The organism is Rhodococcus sp. NPDC059968 (assembly GCF_042738615.1).
Lineage (GTDB): Bacteria > Actinomycetota > Actinomycetes > Mycobacteriales > Mycobacteriaceae > Rhodococcus_F.
This window is the reverse complement of record NZ_JBHWUE010000060.1, coordinates 22,651-38,863: the sequence shown is the minus strand read 5'-3', so window position 1 is coordinate 38,863 and position 16,213 is coordinate 22,651. Positions and strand designations below refer to the sequence as shown.

The following is a 16,213-nucleotide window of genomic DNA, read 5'->3' as shown; positions in this document are numbered from 1 at the left end:
AGCGCGCGTACGCAAAAGGTGCAAGCGAATTAAATGCAAACGAAATTAGTGCTTGCGCATTGATTGCACGTGCATCTACATTCTCTCTGTGACTATCAGCGACGCCACCCCGGACCTCGCCACCTCGTCGGGCACCACCACCCCCCCGTCGACCGACCAGGCCTGGACACCCCACCTCTGGGGTGTCCTGGCCGTGCTGTGCCTCGTCATGTTCCTCGACGGCCTCGACGTCTCGATGGTGGGTGTTGCGTTGCCCTCCATCGGAACCGAGTTGGGGCTGTCCACCACCTCGCTCCAATGGATCATCAACGGATATGTACTCGGATTCGGTGGTCTGCTCCTGCTGGGCGGACGCACTGCCGACCTCCTCGGACGCCGCCGCGTCTTCCTGATCGCACTCACCGTGTTCGCGATCGCGTCCCTGGTCGGCGGACTCGTCGACAACGGGACGCTGCTCATCGCGAGCCGCTTCGTGAAGGGACTCGCCGCAGCGTTCACCGCACCGACCGCGATGTCGATCCTCACCACCACGTTCAAGGAGGGGCCCGCCCGCAACCGGGCGCTGTCGATCTTCTCCGTCTTCGGAGCCAGCGGCTACTCGTCCGGCCTGATCCTGGGCGGACTGCTGACCAGCGCCGGGTGGCGCTGGACCTTCCTGATGCCGGTACCGTTCGCGGTCCTCGCTCTCGTCGCGGGCACCATCCTGATTCCCCGCGACCGCGCCGCCGACAACGGCGGACACGACATCGTCGGAGCCGCCACTCTGGTGTCCGGAATGCTGCTCGCCGTCTACACCGTCGTGTCGGCACCGGCCCGCGGCTGGGCCGATCCGCTCACGCTGGGCTCGTTCGCACTGGCCGCAGCCCTGTTGGCGTCGTTCTTCGTCGTGGAGAACCGCGTGGCGCACCCGCTGGTGCGTCTGAGCATTCTCCGGGTCGGCTCGATCGTGCGGGCGAACCTCAGCATCGTCGCGCTGTTCGGCTCCTACCTGAGCTTCCAGTTCATGATGACGATCTTCCTGCAGTCGGTGCTCGGATGGTCGCCGCTGGAGATGGCGCTGGGTCTCCTGCCCGCCGGCATCATCGTGGCCTTCGGATCACCGTTCGTCGGACGCCTGATCGACGCGTTCGGCACGGCCCGCATGATCATTGCGGCACTGACCTCGTTGAGCCTCGGCTACCTGTGGTTCCTCTTCTCGGGGAGCGATCAGCCCCACTACGTGGTGGCGATCCTGCCGAGCGTGCTGCTGCTGGGCGTCGGTTTCGCGCTGGGCTTCACGTCGATCATGGCCCAGGCCACGTCGGGCGTCGACGACTCCGAGCAGGGGTTGGCGTCGGGCCTCGTGCAGACGTCCGCGCAGGTGGGCGCCGCACTCGTGCTGGCACTCACCACCGCACTCGTCACCGCCGGCTCGCACACGGCCACCGGTATCAGTGGCGCCGGGTTCCACCAGTTCCACTCCGGCCTCGTCCTCGTCACGGGAGTCGCGCTGCTGGGTTTGCTGATCACGGTGTCACCGCTGCTGCGCAGGGTGCTCAACCCCGCATAGTTCCCGGACGGCAGAACGGGTGGGCACAGGCCCACCCGTTCTGCCGTTCAGGAGTTCAGGCCGAGTGCCGCTTCGACTCCGTGAGCGCGCGGGACGCGAAGTCGACGGTGAGTCCGATGATCGTGCGACTCTCCCGCAGCACCTTGCCGATCACCGGAAACGCGTGGATCTGCCCACTCCAGATGTGGGTCTCGATCTGCCGTCCCTCACGATCGAACCTGTCGGTGATGATCTCGACGTCGGGCCGCATGATCTCGTATTCGGCGGCAGTGAGGAAGACTGGCGGGAACAGCGCCGGATCCGCGTTCACCGGAGACTGGGCGCCCGGAATCTGATCGGGCCCGGCCAGCCAGCGATCTTTCAGCTTGGCCACCTGCGACATCGGCAGGTACGCATCGCGCTTCATGAAGTCGGGGTCGTGATCCTCGAGGTCGAGGTTGAGCAGCGGGGAGTACCCGATGACGGCCGCCGGGCGGGTGAGGCCCCGCAACGCGGCAACTTCCGCGACCTTCATCGCGAGATATCCGCCCGCCGAGTCGCCCGCGACGATCACCCTGGTGGGGTCGTCGCAGACCTTCAGCACCTCGGTGTACGCGGTGAGGGCGTCCACCAGCGACGCCCCGATCGCACCCCTTGGAAGCTGCCGGTACTCGACCGAGACGACGGGCGCACCCGACCGCGCGGCGAGCAGCCCGCACAGTGCCCGGTGGGTGGCGAGCCCGCAGAACACGAATCCGCCGCCGTGGAAGTAGAGGATGGTGGCGCCGTCCATCGACGTGACCGTGGGTCGCGGATGGGTGATCTTCTCGCACGGCACCCCGCCGAGCGAGATCGCCTCGATGTCGAGGCCCTTCGGCTTGGGAAGCCGGTCGATCAGCTCGTCGAGGGTCGCCAGCAGTTCGATGCCGCGGTCCGTCGTCGGCCATATCGTGAACAGCGGTTTGACGAAACACCTGGCAAACCAGAAAGTCATGCGCGCCCGCCGACTGACATCCCAGTGCCACACGATCGATTCACGCGTTCGCATACTGCCCTCCGTTGTATCGGACGCTTGTCCAGCCAAGTGGACACCCTAGGGCGATCCGGAGAGAAACGCACCCGAAACTGTCACGTCCGCTCCCCGAGACCTCCCGCCACGGTAAGTCGAAGTCGCCCGTTGCCGAGCGACTTCGACTGATTTCCGTCCGATTGCCCGGGATTTACCGCCCGAGTCGCTCCTCGAGTCGAGCGATGATCTCGGTCGCGACGTGGGTGGGCGATCCGCCCACGTCCACCACGATGGCGTCCTCGTCCGGCTCGATCGGTTCGAGCGTCGAGATCTGCGTGTCCAGCAACGACGGGGGCATGAAGTGGTCGAGCCGAGCGGTCAGCCGTTCCCCTATCTGCGCCCGCGACCCGGCGAGATGCACGAACACGACGTTGTCGCCCCGCAGCACGTCGCGGTAGCTGCGCTTCAGCGCCGAGCAGGTGATGACCCCGGGAAGACCGTTCTCGGTGTGTTCCCGAATCCACCCCGCGACGACATCGAGCCACGGCCAGCGATCCTCGTCGGTCAACGGCTGCCCCGACGCCATCTTCGCGACATTCGCGGGTGGGTGCAGGGCATCTCCCTCCTGCAGGTCCCAGCCCATGGCGCCGGCGATGATTCCCGCGACCGTCGACTTCCCGGACCCCGACACCCCCATCAGCACCAGGACCGGATCCGCGGTCTGCGGCGTGCGTCCTGCAGGTTCGCGTGTACTCACGTGCATCTCACCAACCTCACTCGACATTTCTCAGCCCCCTTTAGATGAATACGCTCAGCGCGAGGACACCGGCCAGACCGGTGACCGAGATGACGCATTCCATCACCGTCCACGTCTTCAGGTTCTGTACCACCGTGACGCCGAGATATTCCTTCACCAGCCAGAATCCCGCGTCGTTGACGTGCGACAGGAACAGCGAGCCGGACCCGATCGCCAGCACCATCAGCGACACGTGCGTGGAGGTCAGCTCGGCGGCGACGGGCGCGAGGATGCCGGACGCGGTGACCGTCGCGACGGTGGCCGATCCGGTGGCGACACGGATGAGCACGGCCACGAGCCAGGCGAGGAACAGCACGGGAAGGGCGCTGTCCTTGATCGCGTCGGCGATCACATCGGCGATGCCGGTGTCGATCAGGACCTGCTTGAATCCGCCGCCGGCACCGACGATGAGGAGGATTCCGGCGATCGGAGGCAGCGAACTCTCCAGCGAGGCGGCGATGGCCTTGCGGTCCATGCCGCCACCCCGGCCGAGGAGCGCCATCCCGGCGAGCACCGCGAGTGCAAGGGCCACGACCGGCGTGCCGAGGAAGTCGAGCAGCGCCTTCGCGGGCGACTCCGAGTCGGCGGCGATCACGTCGGCGATCGCCTTGCCCAGCATCAAGACCACAGGCAGCAGGATGGCGGACAGGGTGGCCGCGAAGCTGGGCCGGCGATGCTCGGCGGCGGCCTCGGCGCCTTCCCGGTCCTCGACGGTCACGTAGAGCTCGGGGACGGGGACGTCCACCCAGCGTGCCGCCAGTTTGCTGAACAGCGGCCCGGCGATGATGACGGTGGGAATCGCGACGAGGACGCCGAGCGCGAGGGTGAGTCCGAGGTTGGCGTCCAGGGCCGCCACCGCGACCAGTGGCCCTGGGTGCGGCGGAACGAGACCGTGCATGGCCGACAGACCCGCCAGCGTGGGAATCGCGATACGCATCAACGACAGTCCCGAACGCCGCGCGACCAGGATGATGACGGGCATCAGGAGCACGAGGCCGATCTCGAAGAACATCGGCAGGCCGATCACGGCGCCGACCAGCGCCATCATCCACGGCAGCGTCCGCGGGCCCGCCCGTCCAACGAGGGTGTCGACGACGCGGTCGGCACCACCGGAATCGGCGAGCAACTTGCCGAACATGGCACCGAACCCGATCAGGATTCCGACGCCGCCCATCGTGACCCCGAAGCCCTCGACGAACGACTTCACCGAGTCTTCCGCACCCAGACCTGCGGCGATACCGACGCCGACGGCGCCGATCGACAGCGCGAGGAACGGGTGGAGTTTGAGCCAGGTGATCAGCGCGATAATGACGGCGACGCCGACGACGGCGGCCGTGATCAGCCGCGCGTCGTGGCCGGCACTGTCGGCCGCTGCGAGTAGTGACGCGGTACTCATTCTGTTGCTCCAGGGAGATCGGTGATGGAATGACCCTTGTTCGTGACTCAGGTCACTCTGCCTCATAAACCATATGATTTCAAGGCGGTAGCCAATTAAGTACTACTTAGAGTCTGAATCGCGCGCCAACGTGTGTTCAATGGGGGCAACCGTGGGAACATCAGCGGATGACCAACGCAGGCGGCGGCGAGTACCGGCAATTGCACGAAACGGTGCTCGATCGGCTGGGTAGCGACATCGTGGCCGGAGTCGTGGCACCCGGCACCCGGATCTCCGCCGACGACGTGGTCACCCAGTACTCCGTCTCCCGCACCGTCGTCCGCGAGGTGGTCCGCGTTCTCGAATCGCTCGGACTGCTGGCCGTGCGACGTCGGGTCGGGATCACCGTCCTGGGTGAGGAGCACTGGAATTCATTGGATCCGAGCGTGATTCGGTGGAAGCTGGCCGGCCCGCAGCGGTTCGACCAGCTGTCGAGCCTGAGCGAACTGCGGTCGGGCATCGAACCGCTCGCCGCGCGTCTCGCTGCGACTCGGGCGACGCCGGAGCAGTGCGGGGCGCTGACGGCGGCCGTCATCGGAATGTCGTCGACGTCCCGCGCGGCGGACACGGACGCCTACCTGGCCCACGACTCCGACTTTCACCGCACCCTGCTGACCGCGTCGGGGAATCCCCTGTTGCGCGCGATGTCGCAGATCGTCGTGGAGGTGCTCGAGGGCCGCACCCGGCACTCGTTGATGCCGCACGTCGCCGAGACCGAAGCAATCCGGCTGCACGGCGTGGTGGCGTCGTCCATTCAGATGGGCGACGCGGACGCGGCGGAGACGGCCATGCGTGCGATCGTGAGCGAATCCGCGACGGCAGTCGAGCAGATGAAAGACGAAGAAGACACCCGCGAGTGAGTACTCGCGGGTGTCCACTTCGGTGCGCGGGAGGTCTTACACGACCGAATCGGAGTGCATCGCTTCGAGTTCCACGCCCTTCGTCTCCTTGACCCAGCGCAACACGAAGACGAGTGACAGCACCGCACACACGGCGTAGAAGCCGTACGAGATTCCCAGCGAGAAGTCCTTCATGGACGGGAACGTCACGGTGATCAGCCAGTTCGCTGCCCACTGCGCGCCCGCGGCGAGCGACAGGGCGGCGGCCCGGATGCGGTTGGGGAACGCCTCGCCGAGCAGGACCCACACCACGGGGCCCCAGGACATTCCGAAGGCCACCACGAAGAGGTTGGCGGCGACGAGCGCGATCGGGCCCTGCAGTCCGGTCAGGTGCGGCGTCGTGACGCCGTCCACGACAGTGGTGGACGCGGTTCCGAAGATGAACGCCATGGTCGCGAGCGTCACGGCCATACCGGCGGAGCCGATGATCAGCAGCGGTCGCCGGCCCACACGATCGATGTAGGCGATGGCAATGAGAGTGGTGGCGATGTTGACCACCGACGTGATGACCGTGATCTGCAGGGAGCTGCCCTCGTCGAAGCCGACGGCCTGCCACAGCACGCTGGAGTAGTAGAAGATCACGTTGATACCGACGAACTGCTGGAAGACCGACAGTCCGATGCCGATCCACACGATCGGCATCAGGCCGAACGCGGAGCCCTTCAAATCACGGATCGACGGTTGCGCCTCACCGTCCAGCGTCGAACGGATGCTTTCGATCTTGAGGTCCAAGCCCTTCTCGCCGAGCAGGACCGCGAGGATGCCGCGGGCCTCACCGAGGCGGCCCTGGGCGATCAGGTAGCGGGGGGATTCGGGAATCGTCAGCGACAGCAGTCCGTAGGCCAGTGCGGGCACGCACATCGCGAGGAACATCCAGCGCCAGGCCTCGAGCCCGAACCAGAGCTCTTCCTGCGATCCGCCGGCGAGGGCAGCGAGGGCGTAGTCGACCAGGAGCGAGACGAAGATGCCCGTGACGATCGCGAGTTGCTGCAGCGACCCGAGCCGTCCACGCACCCGGGCGGGCGAGATCTCGGCGATGTAGGCGGGTGCGATAACCGAGGCCAGACCCACACCGATGCCGCCGACGATCCGGAACGTCACCAGCATCTCGACGTTGGCCGCGAATCCGGTGCCGATGGCGCTCAGGAGGAACATCACGGCAGCGGCCCGCATGGTGACGAGGCGTCCGTACCGATCGGCGATCCGCCCGGCCAGCATCGCTCCCGCCGCAGCGCCCAGCAGTGCCGAGGCGATCGCGAATCCGAGGAGAGCGGAATCGACCTGGAACCTGCCTTCGATCGCCGACACTGCGCCGTTGATGACCGCGCTGTCGTAGCCGAACAGCAACCCGCCGAGTGCGGCGACGACCGCGATACGGACGGGAACCGAAGTGCCCTCTGCTGTGTCGCCGGGCGATTCCGCACCGGGCAACAGGACGTGTTCAGTCATGGGACTCCTCGTGAGCAAGGGGGTGATCGAGTCTCGGATCGAGCCGAGGCCCGCGCGAGAGCGCATTCGTTGTGGTGCGGAACACAGTAGGCAACGAAACGGGGAACCGTCAAGATATGAACACAAATAGATGATCGTCACCGCACAAATGTTCATTTATGAACGCGGTAGCCGTGATGTGCGCAGAGTGCACCCCATGCAGCGGTGCGAGAATTCAGTGACGAACAGTCAGGCCGGAAGCGCGGATCGCAGACCCAGCGCGACGGCGCCCAGCACCTGCGCCCGGGGGCCGAGTTCGGCGACGCGGATATCCAGGGAACGGACCGCGCTGGGCACCGCGTAGCGGCCGACCACCTCGCGCATCGGCCCGAGCAGCAGTTCGCCTGCCAGCGCGAGTTCACCGCCGATGACGAGTCGTTCGGGATTGACGAGGTTGCACAGGCTCGCTACCGCAACGCCGACGTGCCGCCCCGTGTCGGCGAGCACCCGGATGCAGGCGGCGTCTCCGCTCTCGGCCATCGCGACGATGTCGGCGATGGTGAGGTCGGGACCGCGACTCGGTGCGAGCAACCCGATCACGACGTGCGAGGCGACGAGGGTCTCGAGGCAGCCGCGGTTGCCGCAGCGGCATACCTGACCGAACTCGTCGAGCGTCAGGTGGCCGATTTCGCCTGCGGTGCCGCCTCTTCCGCGGTAGAGCCGGCCGTCGAGGACGAGGCCGGCACCCACTCCGTCGGACAGTTTGATGTAGGCGAGATCGGTGGTTCCGCGGCCCGCTCCCCACATGTGTTCGGCGAGCACGCCGAGGTTCGCGTCGTTGTCGACGTGCACCGCGGTGCCGAGATACTCCGACGCGATGGCGGCCGCGTCGACACCGACCCACCCCGGGAGAATCGACGGGCCGCCGACCTCGCCGGTGTCGGTCTCGAGCGGCGCGGGCAGACCCATGCCGACGGCGAGGACGGACGTACGGTCGCAGCCGAGTCGATCGAGGGCCGCGTCGAGAAGAGCGCCCGCCTGCACCACGCCGTCCGCGGCGCGGTGACCCGCACCGAGTTCGACGCGCTCCTCGGCGAGCACCTGGTGTGCCATGTCGGCGACGGCCACGGTGAGATGGCGGTGCCCGAAGTCGATCCCGACTGCAAGCCCCATCTTGCGGGTCAGCCGCACCGCCCGGCCCCGCTGGCCCGGGTGGTCGCCGCCCGGCACGGCGACCATCCCGGCCGCGGTCAATTCCTTGACCATGTTGGACACGGTGGCGGGCGCCAATCCGGTGCGACGCGCGATCTCCGCCTGGGTGAGCTCACCCGACGTCTGGAGCGCGCGGACCACACGGTGCTGGTTGGCGGACTTCAGCGAGGACTGAGAACCCGGCCTCTGGGAGTCACCGTTGTCACTGTCGCGCACGAAATCACCGTACCGCGCCGCTTCTCCCGCTACCGGGCGAGTGCCGCCGCCTCACGTGCGAGGCCGCTGATCCGGTCCCAGTCCTGCTGCTTCACGGCGTCGGCGGGCGTGAGCCAGGATCCGCCGACGCAGCCGACGTTGGGCAGCGACAGGTAGTCCCCGACGTTCGACGTCGAGATACCGCCGGTGGGGCAGAACCGTGCCGCCGGAACGGGTGAGTGGATCGAGCCGAGGAACTTTGCGCCACCCGACGCCTCGGCGGGGAAGAACTTGAGTTCGCGGTAGCCGTGCTCGAGCAGGAAGAGCACCTCGGAGACCGTCGCCGCGCCCGGGAGGTGCGGCAGTCCGGTGTCCGTCATGGCCTTGAGGAGAGTTTCGGTGCTGCCCGGCGAGACCAGGAACTGCGCTCCCGCTTCCGCCGCCTGCACGGCCTGGACCGGTTCGACGATCGTGCCCGCACCGACGCAGATTTCCGGCACCTCGCTCGCGATCGCCTTGATGGCGTCGAGAGCACACGGCGTGCGCAGGGTCAGTTCGATCATCGGGATGCCGCCGGCCACCAGCGCGCGGGCCACCGGCACCGCGTCGCCGAGGTCGTCCACGACGACGACAGGGATGACCGGGACGCGGTCGAGGAGGGAGGGGCTGTTCGTCACTGAAATACTCCTTAGACGGGTTGGGGGTGGAAAACGCTGGCGCCCTGGGTCGCCGGTCCGACAGCGGCACGCAGGCCGGCGAAGAGTTCGCGCCCCGTGCCGACCCATTCGTCGGCACCGAGCATACGACCGGTCGCCGGGCGGGCGGCCAGTTCCTCGTCGTCGAGGTGCACGTTCACGGAGCCGGTGACGGCGTCGACGGTCAGGACGTCGCCGTCACGCACACGCGCGAGCGGTCCGTCCGCCGCCGCCTCGGGGGTGAGGTGGATGGCCGCGGGAACCTTCCCGGAGGCGCCGGACATCCGGCCGTCGGTGACCAGCGCGACCTTCCGGCCCTGGTCCTGCAGAACACCGAGTACCGGTGTGAGCTTGTGCAATTCGGGCATGCCGTTGGCGCGCGGGCCCTGGTACCGGAGCACGGCCACGAAATCACCGGTCAACGTGCCCGCCTCGAACGCGGCGAGGAAGTCGAGCTGATCGTCGAAAACCCTGGCCGGACCGGTCACCACGCGGTGGTCCGGGTGGACGGCCGACGTCTTCATCACGCACGAACCCAGGTTTCCGGTCAGCATCTTGAGTCCACCGTTGACGTCGAACGGATCTTCCGGTCCGCGCAACACGCTGGTGTCGAGGCTGATTCGCGTGCCCGGCTGCCATTCGACGCCCTCGCCGGACAGCTTCGGTTCCTCGGTGTAGCGGCGGAGCCCGGGGCCGACGACGGTCTTCACGTCCTCGTGCAGCAGTCCCGCGTCCAGCATCGAGGACACGACGTAGCCGAGGCCGCCCGCCGCGTGGAAGTGGTTCACGTCCGCCGAGCCGTTGGGGTAGATCCGGGCGAGCAGCGGCACGACCGCGGACAGTTCCGACAGGTCGTCCCAGGTGAGGGTGATGCCGGCGGCGCGGGCGATCGCCACGAGGTGCATCGTGTGGTTGGTCGAGCCGCCGGTGGCGAGCAGTGCGACGCAACCGTTGACCACGGCCTTCTCGTCCACGACCTCGCCGACCGGCGTGTAGTCGTCACCGAGTGCGGTGAGGCCGGTGACGCGCCTTCCCGCCTCCGACGTGAGGGCTTCACGCAGCGGGGTACCGGGGTTCACGAAGCTCGATCCGGGCAGGTGCAGGCCCATGACCTCCATGAGGAGCTGGTTGGAGTTGGCGGTGCCGAAGAACGTGCACGTGCCGACGCCGTGGTAGCTCGCCGCTTCCGCGTCGAGCAGTTCCTCGCGATCGGCCTTGCCCTCCGCGTACAACTGCCGCACGCGCGACTTCTCGTTGTTGGGCAGACCGGACGTCATCGGCCCGGCCGGGACGAAGATCGTCGGCAGGTGACCGAATCCCAGTGCACCGATGAGCATTCCCGGCACGATCTTGTCGCACACGCCGAGCATGAGGGCAGCGTCGAACATGTCGTGGGACAGTCCGATCGCCGTCGCCATCGCGATGACGTCGCGACTGAACAGCGACAGCTGCATGCCGTCGCGGCCCTGGGTGATGCCGTCGCACATCGCGGGGACGCCACCGGCGAACTGGGCGATGCCACCGGCCTCCATGACCGCGGCCTTCAGCTGCCGCGGGAAGTGCTCGAACGGCTGGTGCGCCGACAGCATGTCGTTGTACGACGAGACGATCGCGATGTTGGGCTTGACGAAGCTGCGCAGTGCCTTCTTGTCGGCCGGGCCGGACGCTGCGAAGCCGTGCGCGAGGTTCGCGCACGCCAGCTTGCCGCGCGCCGGGCCGCGGTCGGCGGCCTGCCGGATACGGTCGAGGTAGACCGTGCGCTCGGGTTTGCTGCGCTCGATGATTCGTTCGGTGACGGCGGCGAGGACGGGGTGCACGTCGGCCGTCGGTGTGGGTGCGTCGGTCATGCGGTGACTCCTTCGTGCCAGGCGCGGCCGTCGCGCTCGATCAGGGTGGTCGCGTCGGTCGGTCCGTTGGTGCCGGCCGGGTAGCGGCGCGGGCCGCGCTCGGACTTCTCCCAGCCGACGAGGATCTGCTCGACCCACTCCCAGGCGGCCTCCACCTCGTCGCGGCGCATGAACAGGGTCGGGTTACCCCGGACCACGTCCATCAGCAGCCGCTCGTAGGCGTCGGGTGACGGACGCTTGAACGTTTCGATGTAGTTGAGGTCCAACGACACCGGCTTGAGCCGGATACCGCCGGGGCCGGGTTCCTTCGCCGTCATGTGCAGCCGCATGCCCTCGTGGGGCTGCAACTGGATCACCAGGCGGTTGGGTTCGCTGTGGCCCTCGCTGCCGGGGAACATGGGGTGCGGGACGGGCTTGAACTGCACCACGATCTCCGAGCACCGCCGGTCCATGCGCTTGCCGGTGCGCAGGTAGAACGGCACGCCGGCCCAACGCCAGTTCTGGATCTCGGCCTTGACCGCGATGAACGTCTCGGTGGCGCTGCCCGGGTTCTCGACGTCCTCCTGGTATCCGGGGACGGCGATCCCGTCAGCGAGGCCGGGACCGTACTGACCTGCGACGGTGCAGCGTTCGACGTCCTGCGGGCTCATCGGCTTGAGGGCCTGGAGGACCTTGAGCTTCTCGTCTCGCACGGTCTCGCGGTCGACGTAGGTGGGCGGTTCCATCGCGACGAGGCAGAGCATCTGCAGGAGATGGTTCTGCAGCATGTCGCGCAGGGCACCCGCCGACTCGTAGTAGCCGCCACGACTGCCGACCCCGAGCGACTCGGCCACGTTGATCTGCACGTGGTCGATCGACGAGGAGTTCCACAGCGGTTCGAGGAACGTGTTGGCGAATCGCGTGACCAGAAGGTTCTGGACGCTCTCCTTGCCGAGGTAGTGGTCGATGCGGAAGATCTGCGATTCCTCGAACACGGCGCCGACCGCGTCGTTGACGGCGCGGGCCGAGGCGAGGTCGTGTCCGATGGGCTTCTCCAGCACGACGCGGGACTGCGCGTCGGCGAGACCGTTCAGGGCGAGGTTCTCACAGATCGGCCCGAACAGACCGGGAGCGCAGGCCAGGTAGAAGACCCGGATCGAACCTTCCCGCGCGGCGAGGCAGTCGCTCAGGCCCGCCCAGTTCTCGGGGTCCCCGGCGTCGACGGAGACGTATTCGAGCCGACTGAGAAATCGCTCACAGGTGTCCGAATCGAGCTGATCGCCGGAGACGAACCGCGCGAGTTCACCCCGCACCTTGTCGCGGTAGCCGTCGGTGTCGAGACCGGCTCGCGAGGCACCGATCACGCGGGTTTCGGCGGGCAGCTGGCCGTCCCTGTCGCGCAGGTAGAGCGCGGGAAGCAGCTTACGAACCGCCAGGTCGCCGGTGCCGCCGAACACGACGAAATCGCACGGATCCACGGTGGTCGCTGGTGACATGTCATCTCCCTCTGAAAGCCGGATGTGTGGGCCATCACAGACGACGATAGGCGACCTTTCGCTTTCGATCAATACAGACTTAAGTATTTCTGCGAACAAAGATCCGTGGCTTACGTTGTCAGACGCGTGTCCGGTTGGTTGAATGGCCACCATGCGGACGACTCGCTCGACGACCTCCCCGGCGACGGGTGGCGACGTCTTCGCCCTCATTCGCGCAGGGCAAGCCACGACGCGCACCGAGATCGGCAACCTCACCGGGCTGTCGCGCACGGCTGTCGCGGCCCGGGTGTCGTCGCTGCAGTCCTCGGGACTCGTCGTCGAACGCGAAGAAGGCGTATCGACCGGCGGGCGGCCGCCGGTGAAGCTCTCGTTTCACGTCCAGGCCGGTGTCGTGCTGTCGGCGGCCATCGGCCGGAGCCGCACGCAGCTGGCCATCTGCGACCTCGCCGGCGACGTGATCGTCGCCGAGGACGTGGAGCAGGAGATCGGCACCAGCCCGGCCGAGCTGATGCCCGTCATCGCGCAACGCCTCATCGCACTGCGCGAGAGTCTGGGCGAGACCGCGGGACGGACGGTCGGGATCGGGATCAGCCTCCCCGGGACGGTCGACACCGAACGCGGGTGCAGCCTGAACTCCCCCATGATGTCGGGCTGGGACGGCGTCCCCCTCCAGCCGTTCCTCGCCGACGTCACGGACGCACCCGTGTTCGTCGACAACGACGCCAACGTCATGGTGCTGGCGGAGCGGCGCGGAGAACGCCGCGACTTCGCCGACATGCTGCTCATCAAGGCGTCGACCGGGCTGGGCGCCGGCCTCGTGTCCGGGGGCGTGCTCCAGCGGGGCGCCCTCGGCGCGGCAGGCGAGATCGGGCACACGAAAACCGCAGCGGCACAAGGAGTTGTGTGCCGCTGCGGTGATGTGGGTTGTATCGAGGCCGTGGCCGGCGGGTGGGCGCTGGTCCGCAATCTGCAGGAGCAGGGACGCGAAGTCACCCACATCCGCGACGTGATCACCCTCGCCCTCGCCGGGGACGCCGAGGCCCGGCGAATGATCCGTGAGAGCGGACGGCAGATCGGCGAGGTCCTGTCGGGCGCGGTCAACCTCCTCAACCCGGAGGTCGTGATCGTCGGCGGCGACATGGCGCAGGCCTACGACACGTTCGTCGCCGGGCTACGCGAAACCCTATACGGCAACGCGATCGCCGTTGCCACCCAACAGCTTCAGATCCTCCCCTGGACGCACGGGGAACTGTCGGGAGTGGTCGGCAGCGCCACCATGGCGCTCGACCACGTCCTCAGCGTGCGCGCCGTCGACCGGCTACTCGCAGGCGCTCCGCGCCCGTGAGCCCTTTTGGTAGCGGGAACAACCAAAAAGGCGCACGAGCCCGGAGGGCCTACTTGACGTCGGAACCGTGCCTGGTGAGCGGCATGATCTCGATCTTCATGTACGGGAACAGGGGAAGGTTCCACAGGATCTCGTGCAGTTCGTCGGCCGACTCGACATCGAAGATGCTGATGTTGCTGTACTGCCCGACGATCCGCCAGATCTCGGGCCACTTGCCGGAGCGTTGGAGCTCCTGCGAGTACGCCTTCTCCTTGGCGATGGTGTCTTCCCGGACCTTCGGGTCGAGGTCACGGGGAATGGCGACGTCCATGCGGACGTGAAAGAGTGCCATCGGGTGGTGTGCTCCTTAGTTCCTGGTCCAGGTCTTGACTGCGTCCATGTTGAGCTCGACGCCGAGTCCGGGACCCTCGGGCAGGAACACCTGACCGTCGGCGTAGCGGATCGGTTCCTGCAGCAATTCCTCGCTGAACAGCAGCGGTCCGAACAGTTCGGTGCCGAAATCGATGCCGGGCTCGGCGCAGGCGAAGTGGATGGACGCCGCGGTTCCGATCGGGCCTTCGATGGACGTGGCTCCGTGGCAGGCAATTCCGGCTGCCTTGGCGATCGCGACCACCTCGCGGCTCTTCTTCAGTCCGCCGCACTTGGTGGTCTTGAGGGCGATGACGTCGGCGGCGCCGCGCCGTGCGACCTCGAGGGCGTCGTGCGGAGTCTGCACGCTCTCGTCCGCCATCACCGGAACCGGGACCAGCCGGTTGAGCTCGGCGAGGACCTCGAGCTGCTCACCGGGTGTGGGCTGCTCGATCAGTTCGACGCCGCCTTCGACGAGGCGGGGCACGTACTTCAGCGCGGTGAGCCTGTCCCAGCGGGCGTTGACGTCGATGCGGACGCCGGCCTTGCCCTGCAGTGCCTGCGCGATCTGGACCACCCGCGCAGTGTCGACGGCGGGATCGAGCGCACCCATCTTCAGCTTGAAACTGAAGTGCCGCTTCGACTCGACGAGCCCGAGCGCCTCCTCGATGATCTCCTCTGCGGGTGCGGCGCCGAGGGCCCACGTGACGTCGACGCTCTTCCGGAAGGCGCCGCCGAGCAGCGTGTGCACGGGCACACCCAGGCTGCGGGCCCAGGCGTCGTGCAACGCGACGTCGACGGCGGCCTTCGCGAAACGTGCATTGGCGACGACTCGTTCGATGTCCGACATGATGCCGGTGATCTCGTCGACACCCCGTCCCAGCAGCACCGGGACGATGTACCGCTCGACGATCGCCTGCATCGTCTCCACCGATTCGCCGCCCCACCACGGGCCGCCGGGGACGACGCCCTCGCCGTAGCCGGTCACGCCGCCCGCGGTCGTGACGGCGACGAGCAGCAGCGGCTGCGCCGTCATCGACGTGGTGGCGAACTTGTGGGGACGCACCAACGGCACATCGAGGATCGTCGTTTCGACGGAGACGATCGACAGGTCGGTCATCGGATCACTTTCTCTACGGGTGGAACGGGTCACGCGGGGTCGAGCACGAAGTTGTAGGTGACGTAGTTCTTGCCGTCGTCACCGGTCTTCGGGTCGAGGATCAGTTCCGGCTTGGTCGCCGACGCGACGTCGCTGTCGATCCACTCGCCGCCCTTGAAGTACAGCTGCGTGGTCACCGATTCCTTGCCCGGCGCCGACACGATGAGGTGCAGGTGCGCGGGACGCCACGGGTGACCGTTCTGCGCCTCGATGAACTGCCCGGTCGGGCCGTCGGTCGGGATCTTGTAGGGCGCCGGCTGGATCGTGGTGATCTCGTAGCGGCCGTCCTCGTCGGCGATGATGGTGCCGCGCAGGTTCCACTCGGGCAGATGCGGGGCGAACTGCGAGTAGTAGCCGACGTTGTCGGCGTGCCACAGTTCGACCTTCGCGCCCGCGAGGCCGTTGCCGTCGAGATCGGCGACCTGGCCCGAGAAGACGAGCGGGGTGATCTTCTCGTCCTCGGGACGCATCGGCAGGGTGCACTTCGACGGCAGCTCGGGCGAGTTCTCGATGTAGTACGGGCCCTCGATGCTGCCCTTGGTGCCCTTACGGCTGCGGGCGAGGACCTCTTCGACGGAATGCTCGATGAACACGTCGAGGAACAGCGGCCACTCGCCGCCCTCGCCGACGTCGATGAGCCACTGCTTGAACACGCGGTACTCGGGGTAGGTGACGCCGTGCTTGAGGATCACGTCGTTGAGTGCGCCGAGTGCATCCTTGGCGATGGCCGCCAGCCGCTCCGGCGAGGTGTCGGCGGTGACGCGCTCGGCCTTGAACTTGTCGGTGGCGGCGGAGCCGGATCCGGCGGCGGTGGGGCTCTCGGTGGTGGTCATCTGTTTCTC

The 16,213-nt window shown here is 67.3% G+C and carries 14 protein-coding genes; 3 read left to right on the top strand and 11 right to left on the bottom strand.

Features of this window, described 5'->3' with window-relative positions:
• The first annotated feature begins 52 nt into the window (after window positions 1-52).
• A complete protein-coding gene (locus tag ACFWAY_RS35495; RefSeq protein WP_378455959.1) occupies window positions 53-1,549 on the top strand; it encodes an MFS transporter in 1,497 nt (498 codons plus the stop codon).
• A 55-nt stretch (window positions 1,550-1,604) separates the two neighbouring features.
• Here ACFWAY_RS35495 and ACFWAY_RS35490 read toward each other — a convergent pair whose 3' ends face one another.
• The 3 genes from ACFWAY_RS35490 to ACFWAY_RS35480 form a co-directional block, all read right to left on the bottom strand.
• A complete protein-coding gene (locus ACFWAY_RS35490) occupies window positions 1,605-2,576 on the bottom strand; it encodes an alpha/beta hydrolase (RefSeq protein WP_378455960.1) in 972 nt (323 codons plus the stop codon).
• A gap of 172 nt (window positions 2,577-2,748) precedes the next feature.
• The gene (locus tag ACFWAY_RS35485; protein WP_378455961.1) at window positions 2,749-3,300 is read right to left on the bottom strand and encodes a gluconokinase; all 552 of its coding nucleotides are present in this window, start codon (window positions 3,298-3,300) and stop codon (window positions 2,749-2,751) included.
• A 34-nt stretch (window positions 3,301-3,334) separates the two neighbouring features.
• Complete coding sequence (locus tag ACFWAY_RS35480; RefSeq protein ID WP_378513814.1) at window positions 3,335-4,729, bottom strand: GntP family permease; 1,395 nt, start codon at window positions 4,727-4,729, stop codon at window positions 3,335-3,337.
• A 167-nt stretch (window positions 4,730-4,896) separates the two neighbouring features.
• Here ACFWAY_RS35480 and ACFWAY_RS35475 point away from each other — a divergent pair, with 167 nt between their 5' ends.
• Window positions 4,897-5,628 carry a FadR/GntR family transcriptional regulator gene (locus tag ACFWAY_RS35475; protein WP_378455963.1) on the top strand — a complete coding sequence of 244 codons (732 nt, stop codon included), beginning with the start codon at window positions 4,897-4,899 and terminating at the stop codon, window positions 5,626-5,628.
• A 36-nt stretch (window positions 5,629-5,664) separates the two neighbouring features.
• Here the strand turns inward: ACFWAY_RS35475 and ACFWAY_RS35470 are convergent, their stop codons facing one another.
• The 5 genes from ACFWAY_RS35470 to zwf all read right to left on the bottom strand — a co-directional run bounded on the left by ACFWAY_RS35470 (window position 5,665) and on the right by zwf (window position 12,519).
• Window positions 5,665-7,116 (bottom strand): sugar porter family MFS transporter, encoded by a 1,452-nt coding sequence (locus ACFWAY_RS35470; RefSeq protein ID WP_378455964.1) that lies wholly within the window; start codon window positions 7,114-7,116, stop codon window positions 5,665-5,667.
• A gap of 228 nt (window positions 7,117-7,344) precedes the next feature.
• Window positions 7,345-8,523, bottom strand: a complete 1,179-nt coding sequence (locus ACFWAY_RS35465) for an ROK family transcriptional regulator (RefSeq protein WP_378455965.1) — start codon at window positions 8,521-8,523, stop codon at window positions 7,345-7,347.
• Between the two features lie 29 nt (window positions 8,524-8,552).
• Entirely contained in the window at window positions 8,553-9,179 is a 627-nt protein-coding gene (eda, locus tag ACFWAY_RS35460) for a bifunctional 4-hydroxy-2-oxoglutarate aldolase/2-dehydro-3-deoxy-phosphogluconate aldolase (protein ID WP_378513813.1), read from the bottom strand.
• An 11-nt stretch (window positions 9,180-9,190) separates the two neighbouring features.
• Window positions 9,191-11,044, bottom strand: a complete 1,854-nt coding sequence (gene edd, locus ACFWAY_RS35455) for a phosphogluconate dehydratase (RefSeq protein ID WP_378513812.1) — start codon at window positions 11,042-11,044, stop codon at window positions 9,191-9,193.
• Entirely contained in the window at window positions 11,041-12,519 is a 1,479-nt protein-coding gene (gene zwf / locus ACFWAY_RS35450) for a glucose-6-phosphate dehydrogenase (RefSeq protein WP_378513811.1), read from the bottom strand. The genes edd and zwf overlap by 4 nt, the downstream gene beginning before the upstream one ends.
• Before the next feature lie 151 nt (window positions 12,520-12,670).
• Between zwf and ACFWAY_RS35445 the strand changes: the two genes are divergently transcribed.
• Window positions 12,671-13,864, top strand: coding sequence for an ROK family protein (locus tag ACFWAY_RS35445; RefSeq protein ID WP_378455969.1), 1,194 nt, complete (start codon window positions 12,671-12,673; stop codon window positions 13,862-13,864).
• A gap of 49 nt (window positions 13,865-13,913) precedes the next feature.
• Here the strand turns inward: ACFWAY_RS35445 and catC are convergent, their stop codons facing one another.
• From catC to catA, 3 genes are read right to left on the bottom strand one after another with little or no spacing between them, the layout of a single operon-like run.
• Window positions 13,914-14,195 (bottom strand): muconolactone Delta-isomerase, encoded by a 282-nt coding sequence (gene catC, locus ACFWAY_RS35440; RefSeq protein WP_378513810.1) that lies wholly within the window; start codon window positions 14,193-14,195, stop codon window positions 13,914-13,916.
• Window positions 14,196-14,210: 15 nt separating this feature from the next.
• Window positions 14,211-15,332, bottom strand: coding sequence for a muconate/chloromuconate family cycloisomerase (locus tag ACFWAY_RS35435; RefSeq protein WP_378513809.1), 1,122 nt, complete (start codon window positions 15,330-15,332; stop codon window positions 14,211-14,213).
• Window positions 15,333-15,361: 29 nt separating this feature from the next.
• Complete coding sequence (gene catA, locus ACFWAY_RS35430; protein ID WP_378513808.1) at window positions 15,362-16,204, bottom strand: catechol 1,2-dioxygenase; 843 nt, start codon at window positions 16,202-16,204, stop codon at window positions 15,362-15,364.
• Window positions 16,205-16,213: the final 9 nt, after the last annotated feature.

Excerpts from the sequence above, each read along its gene's own strand:
- ACFWAY_RS35490 (WP_378455960.1), bottom strand. The coding sequence starts at position 2,576 with ATGCGAACGCGTGAATCGATCGTGTGGCACTGGGATGTCAGTCGGCGG.
- ACFWAY_RS35485 (WP_378455961.1), bottom strand. The coding sequence starts at position 3,300 with ATGCACGTGAGTACACGCGAACCTGCAGGACGCACGCCGCAGACCGCG.
- ACFWAY_RS35480 (WP_378513814.1), bottom strand. The coding sequence starts at position 4,729 with ATGAGTACCGCGTCACTACTCGCAGCGGCCGACAGTGCCGGCCACGAC.
- ACFWAY_RS35475 (WP_378455963.1), top strand. The coding sequence starts at position 4,897 with ATGACCAACGCAGGCGGCGGCGAGTACCGGCAATTGCACGAAACGGTG.
- ACFWAY_RS35470 (WP_378455964.1), bottom strand. The coding sequence starts at position 7,116 with ATGACTGAACACGTCCTGTTGCCCGGTGCGGAATCGCCCGGCGACACA.
- edd (WP_378513812.1), bottom strand. The coding sequence starts at position 11,044 with ATGACCGACGCACCCACACCGACGGCCGACGTGCACCCCGTCCTCGCC.
- zwf (WP_378513811.1), bottom strand. The coding sequence starts at position 12,519 with ATGTCACCAGCGACCACCGTGGATCCGTGCGATTTCGTCGTGTTCGGC.
- ACFWAY_RS35445 (WP_378455969.1), top strand. The coding sequence starts at position 12,671 with ATGCGGACGACTCGCTCGACGACCTCCCCGGCGACGGGTGGCGACGTC.
- catC (WP_378513810.1), bottom strand. The coding sequence starts at position 14,195 with ATGGCACTCTTTCACGTCCGCATGGACGTCGCCATTCCCCGTGACCTC.
- ACFWAY_RS35435 (WP_378513809.1), bottom strand. The coding sequence starts at position 15,332 with ATGACCGACCTGTCGATCGTCTCCGTCGAAACGACGATCCTCGATGTG.
- catA (WP_378513808.1), bottom strand. The coding sequence starts at position 16,204 with ATGACCACCACCGAGAGCCCCACCGCCGCCGGATCCGGCTCCGCCGCC.